The organism is Ramlibacter sp. (assembly GCF_041916345.1).
Lineage (GTDB): Bacteria > Pseudomonadota > Gammaproteobacteria > Burkholderiales > Burkholderiaceae_C > Ramlibacter.
In genome coordinates this window covers 52897-67845 of record NZ_JAYRZR010000007.1, presented here as the reverse complement: position 1 = coordinate 67845, position 14949 = coordinate 52897, and the positions used below count along the sequence as shown (strand labels likewise).

The following is a 14949-nucleotide window of genomic DNA, read 5'->3' as shown; positions in this document are numbered from 1 at the left end:
GACCATGAAGCGAATCACCCACGTAGGCGTGCTGGTGCACGACCTGGACGCTGCCATCGCCCGCTGGGCGCAGCTGTTCGGCTACCGCGAGATCAAGCGCATGGAAGTCCCGCCCGAGGGCCTGCGCTCGGTCTTCCTGTCGCGCGACGGCACGCCCGACCAGTTCATGGTGGAACTGGTGCAGGTGGTGGACGAAGCCGACACCGCCAACCCGGTGGCGCGCCGCCTGCGCGAGCATGGCGAAGGCATGCTGCATCTGTGCATGGTGGACGAGGACACCGGCGTGGTGGCGCGCGAACTGGAAGCGCAGGGCGTGCGGTTTGCCGCCCGGCCCACGTCCACCGGCCGGGGCGATGACCGGCTCATCCTGAGCCCGCGCGCCACCAACGGCGCGATGGTCGAAATCCTGTCCGAGCGCGAATGGGCGCAGGTGTGGGAACCGGAGCCGCGCGCATGATCATCCCCGAAGGCACCCGGCTGAAGCTCGATCCGCGTGACGACTACACGCACGAACCCGAAGCGGCCACCAACTACAACGAGAGCATGTACTTCAATGCCTTCAGCCTGGCTGAAGGCATGGGCGCGTGGATGCGCATCGGCAACCGCGTGAACGAAGGCCATGCCGAGATGACGTGCTGCGTGCACCTGGCCGACGGCTCGGTGGGCTTCATGTACGCCCGGCCCGCCATCACGCACAACCGCGAGATGAACGCGGGCGCGCTGCGCTTCGACGTGCTGGAGCCGTTCAAGCGCTTCCGCGTGCGTTACGAAGGCGAACTGCTGATCCTGCGCAACCCGCTGGACATGGCCCACCCTGGCGCCGCCTTCAAGGCCAACCCCAAGCGGCCGGCCCTGATCGAGCTCGACTTCGAGGGCGTGTCGCCCATGCACGGCGGCGAGATCGTCACCCTGGACGGCCAGCCCATCGTGCTGGACCCGGTGCACGCCGTCTTCCGCGGCCACACCGAACAGCACCTGGCCGCGCGGGGCCACATCACCGTGGACGGCGTGCGGCATCCCATCGACAGCGGCACCGGCTACCGCGATAAGTCCTGGGGCCCGCGCCACTGGCACAACTTCTACTGGTACCGCTGGCTGCCCGTGACCTTCGGGCCCGACTTCTCGGTGCTGCTGTCCATCATGGGCCGCGAGGGCCAGGAGCCGTTCATCATCGGCCACGTGTGCGAGGGGGGTGGCGCGCTGCAGCCGGTGCGCAACGTGCGGATGCAGACCGAGTGGGACGAGCACTTCATGCATCGCGCCTTCACCGTCAGCTTCGACACCGACGCCCGCAGCTACACGCTGGCGGGCCGCGTGCGCTCGCTGATCCCGCTGCGCCACAAGCCCGCGGCGGGCGCAGACCCCGCCAGCTTCACGCGCATCACCGAGGCCATGACCGAGTACCAGTGCGATGGCCGCACGACGCTGGGGATGTCGGAGTTCTGCGACGTGGTGACGGACGGCATCCCGATCTCGCACCGCCTCGGCTGGAGCTGAACGCGATGTCGGCCCCCCCCGAGGCGATGGCCGAGCGGCTGCTGGCCGTGGCCACGCGCTGCATGCCCGGCACCACCGCAGTGGCCGCCGTGCATGAAATCACCAGCGGCGCGAGTCAGGCCCTCTGGGCCTTCGACGCCGTCACGCCGCACGGCGCGATGCCACTGATCGTGCGCATCGCGCGGCAGTGGAGCGCCGAGGCACAGGCCGGGAGCGCCGGCATGGCCGCCGAGGCGGCGCTGTTGCGGCTCGCCGCCGCGGGCGGCGTGCCGGTGCCGGCCCTGCACGGCGAACTGCAGCCCGAAGACGGCCTGGGCGAGGGCTATGTCATGCAGCGCCTGGAAGGCGAGACGCGCGGCCCGCGCATCCTGCGCGATGCCGCCTTCGACGCCATCCGGCCGCAGCTCGCGCGGCAATGCGGCACGCTGCTCGCGCGCATCCATGCGCTGCCCCGCGCCGCGCTGCCACCGCTGCGGACGGCGTTCGCGCGCGACGAGGCGCTGGGCTGGGCAGAGCGCCTGCGTGCCGGCGGCAGCATGCGGCCTGTGCTGGCCTGGGCGCTGCGCTGGCTGCTGGACCATGCGCCCCCGCCGCCGGGCGAGGCCACGCTGGTGCATGCGGACTTCCGCGTCGGCAACCTGATGGTCGGCCCGCATGGCATTCGCGGTGTGCTCGACTGGGAGCTTGCCCACCTGGGCGACCCGATGGAAGACCTCGGCCTGTTCTGCATGAACGCCTGGCGCTACGGCCGGATCGACCAGCCGGCCGGCGGCCTGGGCCCACGCGAGGCGCTGTTCGAAGGCTACTCGGCCATCACCGGGCGCCCGGTGGATGTGGCCCGCGTGCACTGGTGGGAGGTGTTCGGCACCTTCAAGTGGTGCGTGTCCTGCGACAGCATGGGCCGCGCCTTCCGCACCGGAGTCGACCCCGCCCTGGAACGCGCCGCCGTGGGCCGCCGCGCCTCGGAGTCCGAAATCGAACTGCTGCACCTGCTGGCGCCGCGGCGCTGACGACCATGCAAGACGAACCCTCCCCCCACGCGCTGCTGGACGGTGTGATCCGCTTCCTGCGCGACACCGCGGTGCCCGGCCTCGACGGCCGCGCAGCCTACGACGCACGCATCGCGGCCAGCCTGCTACAGATCGTGCAGCGCCAGCTGCCAGACCTCGCCGAGGGCGACGCGGCCGAACGCGCAGGCCTTCAGCATCTGCTGCGCAGCGACGTCGACGATCTGGACGCGCTGCAACGCGCGCTGTGCGAAGCCATCACCGCCGGCACCATCGCCTGGGACGACCCGCTGCTGCTGGACCACCTGTGGCAAGTCACGCTGCGGAAGGTGGCGGTCGACCAGCCCACCTACAGCACCTACGTGCGCGTGCGCGGCCGAGGCCGCGAATTCGTCGGATAAGACGATAAATCCCGCGCACCCCCGACCCTAAGCTGCGCTTCCCCGAAGGCCTTGCGCCTTCGCATCCCAGAACGAATGCCGCGGATCACACGCGGCCACAGGAGACAGGCGTTGCTGCTATTGCAGATCATCGTGGCGGGCATTGCACAAGGTTGCGTCTACGGCCTCGTGGCGCTCGGCTTCGTCCTCATCTACAAGGCCACCGAGACGGTGAACTTCGCCCAGGGTGAGCTGATGATGCTGGGCGCCTTCTTCACCCTGGCGGGCATGGGCATCCTGGGCCTGCCGTTCTGGCTGGCCGCGCTGCTGGCCGTGGCGGCCATGGCGCTGGTGGGCCTGGGCATTGAACGCGCGGTCATCCGCCCCGTGCTGGGCCAGCCAGCGTTCTCGATCGTGATGCTTACCTTCGGCCTCGGCTACATCGCGCGCGGCGGCGTCACGATGGTGCCCGGCATCGGCACCGACACGCATGCGCTGGCCGTGCCCTACAAGGGCGCGTCGCTCAACGCCGGTGGCGTGGTGCTGGCCGCCGAGCAGATGGTCATCATCGGCTGCACGGCCGCGCTGTGCCTGGTGCTGTGGGCCGTGTTCCGCTACACGCGCATCGGCATCGCCATGCAGGCCTCGTCGCAGAACCAGCTGGCGGCCTACTACATGGGCATTCCCGTGCAGCGACTCAACGGCCTGGTGTGGGGCCTGGCAGCGGCGGTGGCCACGGTGGCGGGCATCCTGCTGGCGCCCTTCACCTTCGTGCACGCCAACATGGGCTTCATCGGGCTGAAGGCCTTTCCCGCGGCCATTGTCGGCGGCTTCAGCAGCCTGCCCGGCGCCATCGTCGGCGGCGTGATCATCGGCCTGGTGGAGTCGCTGTCGGGCTTCTACCTGCCCGAGGGCTTCAAGGACGTGATGCCCTACGTGGTGGTGCTCGTGATGCTGACCATCAAGCCCACCGGCCTGTTCGGCGAACGCGTGCGAAAGAAGGTCTGACGCCATGCGCTTCGTCTTCAAGACTTCGTACGACCAGGACATCGACCTGGCCCGCCACAACGGCCAGCGCTTCTGGTACGGCCTGCTCGGCCTAGCCGTGCTGGCGGCCCCCTGGGTGCTGCCCGAATACTGGCTGGCGCAGCTCACCTTCATCTACATCTACGCCACCGTCGGCGTGGGCCTGATGCTGCTGGCCGGCTTCACCGGGCAGTTCTCCATCGGCCACGCCGCCTTCATGGGCGTGGGCGCGTACGCCGAGGCCTACCTCACCGCGCGCGGCTGGCCGTTCCCGTTGGCCATGGCCAGCGCGGTCGCCCTGTCGGGCGCCGTGGGCGTGGTGGTGGGACTGCCCGCGCTGCGGGTGAAGGGCCTGTACCTGGGCATCGCCACCCTGTCGTTCGGCTTCATCGTCGAGGAAGTGCTGGCCCGCTGGGAAAGCGTGACCGGCGGCAACGCCGGCCGCTCGGTGGTGGCGCCGGCCATCGGCGACTGGAAGATCGCCAGCGCCGAGAGCTTCTACCTGCTGTGCCTGGCCTGCGTGACCCTGAGCACCCTGCTGGTGATGAACCTGCTGCGCTCGCCCACCGGCCGCGCCTTCGTGGCCATGCGCGACTCGGAGATCTCCGCGCAGAGCATGGGCATCACCCTGTCCATCTACAAGTCCATGTCGTTCGCCATTTCCGCGGCGCTGGCGGGCCTGGGCGGCGCGCTGTACGCGCACAAGATGCAGTTCATCTCGCCCGAGCAGTTCAGCATCGTGCAGTCGATCGACCTGCTGCTGATGGTGGTGGTGGGCGGCCTGGGATCGGTGCACGGCGCCTTCCTCGGCGCGGCCTTCCTGATCGTGATGCCGCAGCTGATCTCGCTCGGCAAGGACGTGCTGCCGCCCGTGATCGGCCAGGCCGCCGGCCTGCAGGGCGTGGTGTACGGCGTGATCCTCATCGCCTTCGTGATGCTGGAGCCCATGGGCCTGTACGGCCGCTGGCTCAAGGTGCGCACCTGGCTGGAGCTGTACCCGTTCTACCGCCGCGGCATGTTCAAGCGCCAGAAAACCTTCCAGAAGTCGGATCGCCTGAAATGACGACCTCCCCCGACATCCTGCTGTCCGCGCGCGACCTCACCGTGCGCTTCGGCGGCGTGCTGGCCGTCAACCAGGTCAGCTTCGACGTGCGGCGCGGCGAGGTGTTCACCCTCATCGGCCCCAACGGCGCCGGCAAGACAACGGTGTTCAACCTGATCAGCCGCATCTACAACCCGACGGCGGGCACGCTCACCTACGAGGGCCGCAACCTGGCCGAGGTGGCGCCCTCGCGGATCGCGCCGCTGGGCATCGCGCGGACCTTCCAGAACATCGAGCTGTTCGAGCACGCCACGGTGCTGCAGAACCTGCTGATCGGCCGCCACGTGCACCGCCGCACCAACCTGTGGGCCGACATGCTGTTCCTGCCCTCGGTGCGCGAGGCCGAGCGCCAGACGCGCCGCAAGGTGGAGGAGGTGATCGACCTGCTGGAGCTGCAGCACTACCGCGACACGCTGGTGGCCGGGCTGCCGTACGGCGTGCGCAAGGTGGTGGAGCTGGCGCGCGCGCTGGCGACCGAGCCGAAGCTGCTGCTGCTCGACGAGCCCTCGTCGGGCCTGAACGTGGAGGAAACCGGCGACATGGCCTTCTGGATCCAGGACATCCAGCGCGACCTGGGCATCACCATCCTGATGGTGGAGCACGACATGGGCCTGGTGTCCAAGGTGAGCGACCGCGTGCTCGCCATGAACCAGGGCGAGGTGCTGGCCCTGGGCGCGCCGGCCGAGGTGCAGCAGAACCCGGCCGTGATCGAGGCCTACCTGGGCACGGTAGACGATGTCGCCTCGCTGCGGCGCCCGCGCGCGCCGGCCACCGCGGGGGGTGTCGCATGAGCGCCGAGTACCTGCTCGCCCTGAACAACGTCGAGAGCGTCTACGGCCCCATCAAGGCCATCCGCGGCGTGAGCCTGGGCGTGCGCCAGGGCGAGATCGCCACCGTGCTGGGCTCCAATGGCGCCGGCAAGACCACCATCCTCAAGACCATCTCCGGCATCCTCGATCCGCGCAAGGGCAGCGTGCATTTCCGCGGCGAGAACATCACGGCGAAGGACCCGGCGCTGATCGTTCGCCGTGGCCTCTCGCACGTACCCGAAGGTCGCGAGGTGTTCCCGCTGCTGTCGGTGCGGGACAACCTGCTGATGGGCGCCTACACACGGGGCGACCGCGACGCGGTGGCCCGTGACATGGAGGCCGTGTACCGCTACTTCCCCATCCTGCGCGAGCGCGCGGCGCAGGACGCCGGCCTGCTGTCGGGCGGGCAGCAGCAGATGCTGGCCATCAGCCGCGCCATCCTGGCCGGGCCCACGCTGATCCTGCTGGACGAGCCCAGCCTGGGCCTGTCGCCCAAGCTCACCAAGGAGATCTTCGAGATCGTGGTGCGCATCAACCGCGAGCGCGGCACCACCATCCTGCTGGTGGAGCAGAACGCCAACATGGCGCTCAACGTCGCGGACCACGGCTACGTGCTGGAGAACGGCCGCATCGTCATGGAGGACAGCTGCGAGCGCCTGCGCGAGAAGGACGACATCAAGGAGTTCTACCTCGGCATGAAGGAAGAAGGCGTGCGCGGCGAGCGCAGGTGGAAGAAGAAGAAGAACTGGCGGTGATGCGAGCATGACGAGCCCCTCTCTCTGGAACCTCGATTCCTTCCGTCCGCGGCCGCGGTCCACCGTGCCGGGCGACACCCTGCATGCCCTGTTCTGGAACGGCGTGGCCGCCCGCGGCGACGCGGTGCTGATGCGCCAGAAGGACTACGGCATCTGGCGCGGCTGGAGCTGGCGCGAGGTCGGCGCCACCGTGCGCGAGCTGACCATGGGCCTGGTCGACCTCGGCGTGCAGCCGGGCGATTGCGTCTCGGTGCTCGCCAACACCCGCGTCGAGTGGGTGTGGTGCGATCTGGCGGTGCTGAGCGCCGGCGGCGTCTCCAACGGCATCTACCCCACCGACGCGGCTGAGCAGGTGCAGTACCTGTGCGCCGACTCGTCGACCGTCGTGCTGGTGGTCGAGGACGAGGAGCAGCTGGACAAGGCGCTGGCCGTGCGCGCGCAGCTGCCGCTGCTGCGCCACATCGTGCTGATCGACCCCACCGGCCTGGCGCAGTTCAGCGACCCGATGGTGATCACCCTCGATGCGCTGCGCCAGCGCGGCGCCGCCTTCGACGCCGCGCACCCGGGCGAGTTCGAGCGGCGCTGCGCCTCGCGCACGCCCGCCGACCTGGCGATCCTGATCTACACCTCCGGCACCACCGGCCGGCCCAAGGGCGCGATGCACTCGCACCGCGGCCTGCTCACCGTGGTCCGGGGGCAGAACGAGTTCCTGCCGCAGGACGCCGACGACGAGCGCATGTGCTTCCTGCCGCTGTGCCACGTGGCCGAACGGGTGACGGGCCTGTATGCGTCGCTGTACACGGGCACGAAGATGAACTTCGTGGAGAACCCCGACACGGTACCGGAGAACGTGCGCGAGATCGCGCCCACGGTGTTCGGCGGCGTGCCGCGCCTGTGGGAGAAGTTCTATTCCGCGGTGACCATCGCCGTGAAGGAGGCCGGGCCCGTGCAGCAGCGGCTGTACGCCTGGGCCATCGGCGTCGGCCACGAGGTGGTGGACCAGGTCCAGGCCGGCCGCCCCGTGAGCGCCTGGCTGCGGCTCAAGTACCGCCTGGCCGGACTGGCCGCGCTGGACAACGTGCGCCGCTTCATCGGCATCCATCGCTGCCGCTTCCTGGTGACGGGCGCCGCGCCGATCGCGCCGGACCTGATCCGCTGGTACCTGGCGTTGGGCATCCCGATGCTGGAGTGCTGGGGCCAGACCGAGACGGCCGGCATCTCGACCTCGATGACGCCCGAGGCCATCCGGCCGGGCACCATCGGGCGCGCGCGCGGCTACAACGAGGTGCGGATCGACGACGCCACCGGCGAGATCCTGGTGCGCGGGGACAACGTGTTCATGGGCTACCTGAACCAGCCCGACAAGACCGCCGAGACGCTGCAGGCGGATGGCTGGCTGCACACCGGCGACGTGGGCACGGTGGACGCCGACGGCTTCTTCCGCATCACCGACCGCATGAAGGACATCATCATCACCGCGGGCGGCAAGAACATCACGCCCAGCGAGTGGGAGAACGAGCTCAAGTTCAGCCCCTACGTGACCGACGCGGTCGTCATCGGCGACCGCCGGCCGTATCTCACGGCCATCGTGATGATCGAGCAGGAGAACGTGGAGAAGTACGCGCAGGACCACGACGTGCCCTTCTCCAACTACACCAGCCTCACCCGCGCGCCCGAGGTGCGGCAGCTGATCGAGGCCGAGATCGCCAAGGTGAACGCCAAGTTCGCCCGGGTCGAGCAGATCAAGAAGTTCTATCTGCTGGAAACGCAGCTGTCGGCAGAAGACGAGGAGCTGACGCCCACCATGAAGCTCAAGCGCAAGCTCGTGCAGCAGAAGTACGCCCCGCAGATCGAGGCGATGTACCAGTGAACCCCCGCCCACCCGAACCCCTTCCATCAGGAGACAACAGCATGAAGCGAACCCTCACCGCGGCAGCCGCCGCGCTCGCCCTGGCCTTGGTGGCCAGTCCGGTCCTGGCCCAGCAGGGCATCAGCAAGAACGAGGTGGTGGTGGGGACCGTGCAGGACCTGTCCGGCCCCATCGCCTCCTGGGGCAAGGACGTGCTCAACGGCATGAAGCTGCGCACGAACGAGGTCAACGAGCAGGGCGGCATCCACGGCCGCAAGATCCGCCTGCTGGCCGAGGACAACGGCTACGACCCCAAGAAGACGGTGCTGGCCGCCCAGAAGCTGGTGAACCAGGAGAAGGTGTTCGCGGTGATGGGCCTGATGGGCAGCGCCGCCGCCGTGGCCGCGATGCCGGTGCTGCTGGACAAGAACGTCATCAGCTTCATGCCGATGTCGAGCGCGCGCGAGATGTACGAGCCGCCGCACAAGCTGAAGTGGGGCTTCGCACCGTCGAACTACGACAGCATGAAGAGCTCGACGCCGCGCGTGTTCCAGCACACGAAGTCGACCAAGGCCTGCGCGCTATACCAGGACGACGACTTCGGCCTGGAAGTGGTGCGCGGAGGCGAGGCCGGCCTGAAGGAGATCAAGACCGACTTCGTCGAGAAGACCACCTACAAGCGCGGCGCCACCGACTTCTCGTCGCAGGTCGCCCGCCTGAAGAGCGCCGGCTGCGATTTCGTGCTGCTGGGCACGCTGATCCGCGAGACGGTGGGCGCCATCGGCGAGGCGCGCAAGCTGGGCTGGAGCCCGGTGTTCCTGGGTCCGCAGACGGTCTACACCGACCAGATCCCCAAGCTGGGTGGCAAGGCCATGGACGGCCTGTACGGCGACATGTTCGTGCAGTTCCCGTACATGGACGACGCCTCGCAGCCGGTGCGCTTCTGGGCCAACAAGTGGAAGACGGCCTTCGGCAACGATCCCACCGTGTACGCCGTCTACGGCTACCTGATCGCCGACCGGCTGTATGCCGGCATGCAGAAGGCCGGCCCCAACCTGAGCGTGGACAGCTTCGTGAAGGCCATGGACAGCATGACCATCCCGCCGGACATCTTCGGCAGCCCCACCCTCACCTTCTCGGCCACCAAGCGCCTGGGCTCCACCGCCTCCCGCGTGTCGCAGCTGCAGGACGGCCGCTGGAAAGTGGTTCTGGACTACCCGAAGCAGTAAGGAGACGAGATGAAGCGCATCAACCGCCTCGTCGTGGTGCTGGCCGCCGCCGCCTGTGCCGCCACCCCCGTGCTCGCCCAGCAGGGCGTGAGCAAGACCGAGATCGTGATCGGCACGGCCACCGACCTGTCGGGGCCCATTGCCGCCTGGGGCAAGGACTACGCCAATGGCGCGCGCCTGCGCGTGGCCGAGATCAATGAGCAGGGCGGCATCCACGGCCGCAAGCTCAAGCTGCTGATCGAGGACAACGGCTACGACCCCAAGAAGACGGTGCTGGCCACGCAGAAGCTGGTGAACCAGGAGAAGATCTTCGCCATGGTGGGTCTGATGGGCACGGCAGCCGCGGTGGCGGCCATGCCCATCATCCTGGACAAGAACGTCATCAGCTTCATGCCGATGTCCAGCGCCCGCGAGATGTTCGAGCCGGTGCACAAGCTCAAGTTCGGCTTCGCGCCGCCCAACTTCGACAGCCTGAAGGTCACCGTGCCGCAGGTCTACCAGACCACGAAGTCCACCAAGGCCTGCGCGCTGTACCAGGACGACGAATTCGGCCTGGAAGTGGTGCGCGGCGGCGAGGCCGGGCTGAAGACCATCAACGTCGAATTCCACGAGCGCACCACCTACAAGCGCGGCGCCACCGACTTCACCTCGCAGGTGCTGCGGCTGAAGAACGCCGGCTGCGACTTCGTGCTGCTGGGCACGCAGATCCGCGAGACGGTGGGATCCATCAGCGAGATGCGCAAGCTGGGCTACAACCCGAACGTGATGGGCACCCAGTCGGCCTACACCGAGCTGATCCCCAAGCTGGGGGGCAAGGGCATGGACGGCCTGTACGCCGACATGTTCGCGCTGATCCCCTACACGGACGACGCGTCCCAGCCGGTGCGCTTCTGGGCCAACAAGTACCGCACCCAGTTCGGCAACGACCCGACCATCTTCGCGGCCTACGGCTACATGACGATCGACCGCTTCGCAGCCGGTCTGCAGAAGGCCGGCGCGAACCTCACGACCGACAGCTTCGTGAAGGCGATGGAGTCGCTGAACGTGCCGCCCGACATCTTCGGCAGCCCGAAGCTCACTTTCTCGGCCACCAAGCACATCGGCTCGCGCAGTTCCCGCGTGTCGCAGCTGCAGAACGGCCGCTGGAAGGTGGTGATCGACTACCCGGCCGAAGGCAAGTAGGCCCGCCGCGCCCCGGCAACGCCCGAAGGAGATTCGAATGACACGCAAGGTCTGTGTGGCCGGAGTCGGCATGGTGCCGTTCGCCAAGCCGGGCGCCAGCGATCCCTACCACCAGCTCGGCGCGCGCGCGGCGCGCGCCGCGCTCGACGACGCACGCGTCGACTACCAGGCCGTGGATCAGGTCTACGCGGGCTACGTCTACGGCGACTCCTGCAGCGGCCAGGCGGCGGCCTACCACCTGGGCCTGACCAGCGTGCCGGTGATCAACGTCAACAACAACTGCTCCACCGGCTCGACCGCGCTGTTCCTGGCCCGGCAGGCCGTGGCCAGCGGCGCGGCCGAGTGCGTGCTGGCGGTGGGGTTCGAGCAGATGCAGCGCGGCGCCATCGTGGCGCACTGGGACGACCGGCCCGACCCGTCGCAGCGCCTGATCGACGCCATGCACGCCATCCAGGGGGAGGCCCCTGGCGTGCCGGTGGCGGCGCAGCTGTTCGGCGGCGCCGGGCGCATGCACATGCAGCTGTACGGCACCCGCGCCGACACCTTCGGCCGCATCTCGGTGAAGGCGCGCCGGCATGCCGCGAACAACCCCAACGCCCTGTTCCGCGCCCCCGTGACGCTGGACGAGGTGATGGCCTCGCCCGCGGTGTTCGACCCGCTCACCCGCCTGCAGTGCTGCCCGCCCACCTGCGGCGGCGCGGCGGCGGTGGTGTGCTCGGAGGATTTCGCCCGGCGGCGCGGGCTGGACGCCAGCGTCTGGATCGCGGCGCAGGCGATGACCACCGACGGCAACAGCAGCTTCGACGAGAAGGACATGCGCAAGCTGGTCGGCTACGACATGGCCCGGCTCGCCGCGCGCCAGGTCTACGAGGCAGCGGGCGTGGGCCCGGAAGACATCCCCGTGGTGGAGCTGCACGACTGCTTCACCGCCAACGAGCTCATCATCTACGAGGCGCTGGGCCTGGCCCCCGAGGGCGGGGCCGAGAAGTTCATCCTCGACGGCGACAACACCTACGGCGGCCGGGTCGTGACCAACCCGTCCGGCGGCCTGCTGTCCAAGGGCCATCCGCTGGGCGCCACCGGCCTGGCGCAATGCGCCGAGCTGGTGTGGCAGCTGCGCGGCCAGGCCGGCGCGCGGCAGGTGCCGGACGCCCGGCTCGCCCTGCAGCACAATCTGGGGCTCGGCGGCGCCTGCGTCGTCACGCTCTACCAGCGGGCCTGAGGCGCCCGCCGCGGGGCCGCCGCTCGCCACAGGGAGAACTGCCATGCCCGCCGGGCTTGGAACGAGCAACGAAGGCGCGGCCCCGCCAGGCACCGCGCAGGGGCGTGGCGTGCCGGCGCGCGCGGCCGCGCTCGGGCCCAAGCTGACGCCGCCGCAATCCACCGCCTTCGAGATCGCGCGCACCGAGGTGTGTGAGCGCATCTTCGCCGCCGGCGCGGCCAAGCTCGTGCTGCTGCGCGCGCCCGCGGGCTTCGGCAAGACCACCACCATGCTGCAGGTGCACGAGCGCTTCGTGCAGACCGGCCTGCCGGCCGCCTGGCTCACGCTCGACCGCGCCGACAACGACGTGATGCGCTTCCTGGATGGCCTCACGGCCACGCTGGCGCGGCTCATCCCCGGCCTGGCAACGCCGCAGGATGCAGGCAGCCGGCCGGACGAGCTGGCCTTCGCGGTGATCGACCGCGTGGCGGCGCACCCGGCGCCCTTCGCCCTGTTCCTGGACGATTTCGAGGCGCTGCAGAACCCGGCCGCCATCGGCATCGTCAGCGAGCTGATCGAGCAGCTGCCGCGCGGCGCGCAGCTCATCGTGGGCTCGCGCGGCGTGCCTGAGCTGGGCCTGGGCCGGCTGCGCGCGCGCGGCCGCCTGCTGGAGGTGGAGCCGGCCCAGCTGCGCTTCACCGAGGCCGAGGCCGACGCCTTCCTGCGCCAGCGCCGCGGCCTGCGGCTCGCGCCGGACGACGTGCGACGGCTGCACCGCAGCACCGAGGGCTGGGCGGCCGCGCTGTGGCTGGCCTCGATCTCGCTGGAGAACCGCGACGACCCCAGCCGCTTCATCGCAGGCTTCTCGGGCTCCAACGCCGCGGTGGTGGCCTACCTGGTGGAGGACGTGCTGGCCCGGCAGAGCGCGGACGTGCGCAGCTTCCTGCTGCGCACCAGCCTGCTGGGCGAGCTGAATGCCTCGCTGTGCGACGCGGTGTGCGGCCGCGACGACAGCGCCCGCATGCTGCGCACGCTGGAGCAGGCCCACCTGTTCATGATCCCGCTGCAGGGCGACCACAGCCAGTACCGCTACCACGGCATGTTCGCGGAGTTCCTGCGCACCGAGCTGGCGCGCCACCACGCGGCGGACATTCCGGGCCTGCACCGGGCCGCCTCGCGCTGGTACGACGAGCGCCGGCGCGCCGTGCCGGCCATCGAGCACGCCCTGGCCGCGGGTGACCTGGCCTATGCCCTGCCCGCGCTGTCCGAGCATGGCCAGGCGCTGCTGGAGGAAGGGCGCGTGCGGCTGCTGTCACGCTGGCTCGACCCGCTGCTGGAATCCGGCGCGCTGGACGGCTATCCCATCCTGCAGGTGGTGCATGCCTGGGCTGTGTGCTTCGCCCGCGGGCCAAGGGCCGCCGCCACACTGCTGGACCGCCTGGAACGCCAGGCCGACCCCGACCCCGAGGTCCGCGCGCACCGGCTGGCGATGCGGCCGCTGTTCCTGTCGCTGACCGACCGCATCGACGAGGCCCTGCCCCTCGCGGCCGCCGCGCTGGAGGCGATCCCGCGCGACCTGGCCTTCGTCAGCGGCTTCCTCGAAGTGAACATGGCCAACCTGGCGCTCATCGCCGGCCGCTTCCATGACGCGCTGCGCTTCGCCGACGCGGCGCGGTCGCGGCAGCAGGTGCGCGCCAGCCCGTTCAACTTCGCGCTGTCGGAGGCGGCCGAGGCCGCCGTCGACATGACGCAGGGGCGGCTGCGCAAGGCGATCGCCGGGCTGCGCATCGCCGTCAGTGCCGGCGCCATGGACGCCACGCGCTCCACCAACGGCAATGCCCTGGCCGGCATCCCGCTCGCGCAGGCCCTGTACGAGGCCGGGCAGCTGGAGCAGGCCGAGCGCCTGCTGGTGGTCTACATCCCGCTGATCCGCGGCGTCGGTATCCCCGACGAGCTGATCATCGGCCACGTGGTGATGGCGCGCATCGCACTGGACCGCGGCGACGCCGAGCGGGCCGAGCAGATGCTGCTGGAGCTGGAGCACATCGGCCACCGCGAGGGCCTGCCGCGCGTGGTGGCCACCGCCCGGCTGGAACGCGTGCGCCAGCTGCTGATGGCGGAGCGGCTGGCCCAGGCCCGTGGCGAGCTCGACCGCTGCGGCGACAAGGCGCTGTGGCAGCGCGTGGCGCGCCTGACCATGCGGGCCAACGAGGTGGAGACCTACGACGTGGCGCTGGCGCGCTGGTCCGTGCGCACCGGCCATGCCAGCGAGGTGATCCGGCCGCTGCGCGCCGAGCTGGACGCCGCCGAGCGGGCGCAGCGCGAGCGGCGGGCGCTCACCCTGCGGCTGCTGCTGGCCCAGGCCCTGTACCGCGACGACCAGCGCAACAAGGCCATGCGCATGCTGGCGCGCGCCGTGCGGCTGGCCTGCGTGGAAGGCTACGTGCGGGCCTTCCAGGACGAAGGCCCGCTGCTCATGACCATCCTGCGCGAGCTGCGCGCGCAGCCCGACCTGGTGCGCGAGACCAGCCAGGGGGACGAGGCGCTGCTCTTCATCGACCGCCTGCTGCGCGAACCGCAGGCCGCGCCCCCTGCGCCGACGCCCGGCGTTGCGAGCGAGCTGCCTGCGAGCGGCAGCGAACTGCTGACCCGCAAGGAGCTGCAGGTGCTGCGCCTGGCCGCCGACGGCCTGAGCAACGACGAGCTGGCCGAGCGCCTGTTCGTGGCCGAGACCACCGTGCGCACGCACCTGCGCAACATCAACGTGAAGCTCGACACCCGCAGCCGGGTGGAAGCGATTGCGGCGGCACGCAAGCTGGGCCTGATCGGCTGACAGACCCCCGGGTCGTCCGGCGGCCTGTGTCCTTGGTCGGCGGATAGGGCCCTCGGAGGCTGGCGGTGGAGCGAAGCGC

At 70.0% G+C, this 14949-nt stretch carries 13 protein-coding genes; all 13 read left to right on the top strand.

Going from position 1 to position 14949, the window contains the following annotated elements; translation table 11 throughout:
* Positions 1-4 precede the first annotated feature (4 nt).
* Positions 5-457, top strand: coding sequence for a VOC family protein (locus ACE3T5_RS03790; RefSeq protein WP_374664609.1), 453 nt, complete (start codon positions 5-7; stop codon positions 455-457).
* Positions 454-1497 carry a hypothetical protein gene (locus tag ACE3T5_RS03785; RefSeq protein WP_374664607.1) on the top strand — a complete coding sequence of 348 codons (1044 nt, stop codon included), beginning with the start codon at positions 454-456 and terminating at the stop codon, positions 1495-1497. Before ACE3T5_RS03790 ends, ACE3T5_RS03785 begins: the two co-directional genes overlap by 4 nt.
* Before the next feature lie 5 nt (positions 1498-1502).
* Positions 1503-2507 carry a phosphotransferase family protein gene (locus tag ACE3T5_RS03780; RefSeq protein ID WP_374664605.1) on the top strand — a complete coding sequence of 335 codons (1005 nt, stop codon included), beginning with the start codon at positions 1503-1505 and terminating at the stop codon, positions 2505-2507.
* Between the two features lie 5 nt (positions 2508-2512).
* Positions 2513-2905: a DUF6285 domain-containing protein gene (locus tag ACE3T5_RS03775; protein WP_374664603.1), complete on the top strand. Its 393-nt coding sequence runs from the start codon at positions 2513-2515 to the stop codon at positions 2903-2905.
* A 111-nt stretch (positions 2906-3016) separates the two neighbouring features.
* The gene (locus ACE3T5_RS03770; RefSeq protein ID WP_374664601.1) at positions 3017-3892 is read left to right on the top strand and encodes a branched-chain amino acid ABC transporter permease; all 876 of its coding nucleotides are present in this window, start codon (positions 3017-3019) and stop codon (positions 3890-3892) included.
* Between the two features lie 4 nt (positions 3893-3896).
* Positions 3897-4973 (top strand): branched-chain amino acid ABC transporter permease, encoded by a 1077-nt coding sequence (locus ACE3T5_RS03765; protein WP_374664599.1) that lies wholly within the window; start codon positions 3897-3899, stop codon positions 4971-4973.
* The gene (locus ACE3T5_RS03760) at positions 4970-5803 is read left to right on the top strand and encodes an ABC transporter ATP-binding protein (protein WP_374664597.1); all 834 of its coding nucleotides are present in this window, start codon (positions 4970-4972) and stop codon (positions 5801-5803) included. Before ACE3T5_RS03765 ends, ACE3T5_RS03760 begins: the two co-directional genes overlap by 4 nt.
* The gene (locus tag ACE3T5_RS03755) at positions 5800-6576 is read left to right on the top strand and encodes an ABC transporter ATP-binding protein (protein WP_374664595.1); all 777 of its coding nucleotides are present in this window, start codon (positions 5800-5802) and stop codon (positions 6574-6576) included. Before ACE3T5_RS03760 ends, ACE3T5_RS03755 begins: the two co-directional genes overlap by 4 nt.
* Before the next feature lie 7 nt (positions 6577-6583).
* Positions 6584-8446: a long-chain fatty acid--CoA ligase gene (locus tag ACE3T5_RS03750; protein ID WP_374664593.1), complete on the top strand. Its 1863-nt coding sequence runs from the start codon at positions 6584-6586 to the stop codon at positions 8444-8446.
* A 41-nt stretch (positions 8447-8487) separates the two neighbouring features.
* On the top strand, positions 8488-9654 hold the full coding sequence (locus tag ACE3T5_RS03745; protein WP_374664591.1) for an ABC transporter substrate-binding protein: 1167 nt from the start codon (positions 8488-8490) through the stop codon (positions 9652-9654).
* 9 nt (positions 9655-9663) lie between these two features.
* Complete coding sequence (locus ACE3T5_RS03740) at positions 9664-10836, top strand: ABC transporter substrate-binding protein (RefSeq protein WP_374664589.1); 1173 nt, start codon at positions 9664-9666, stop codon at positions 10834-10836.
* 37 nt (positions 10837-10873) lie between these two features.
* On the top strand, positions 10874-12058 hold the full coding sequence (locus tag ACE3T5_RS03735; protein ID WP_374664587.1) for a lipid-transfer protein: 1185 nt from the start codon (positions 10874-10876) through the stop codon (positions 12056-12058).
* A 43-nt stretch (positions 12059-12101) separates the two neighbouring features.
* On the top strand, positions 12102-14870 hold the full coding sequence (locus ACE3T5_RS03730) for a LuxR C-terminal-related transcriptional regulator (protein ID WP_374664585.1): 2769 nt from the start codon (positions 12102-12104) through the stop codon (positions 14868-14870).
* Positions 14871-14949 lie beyond the last annotated feature (79 nt).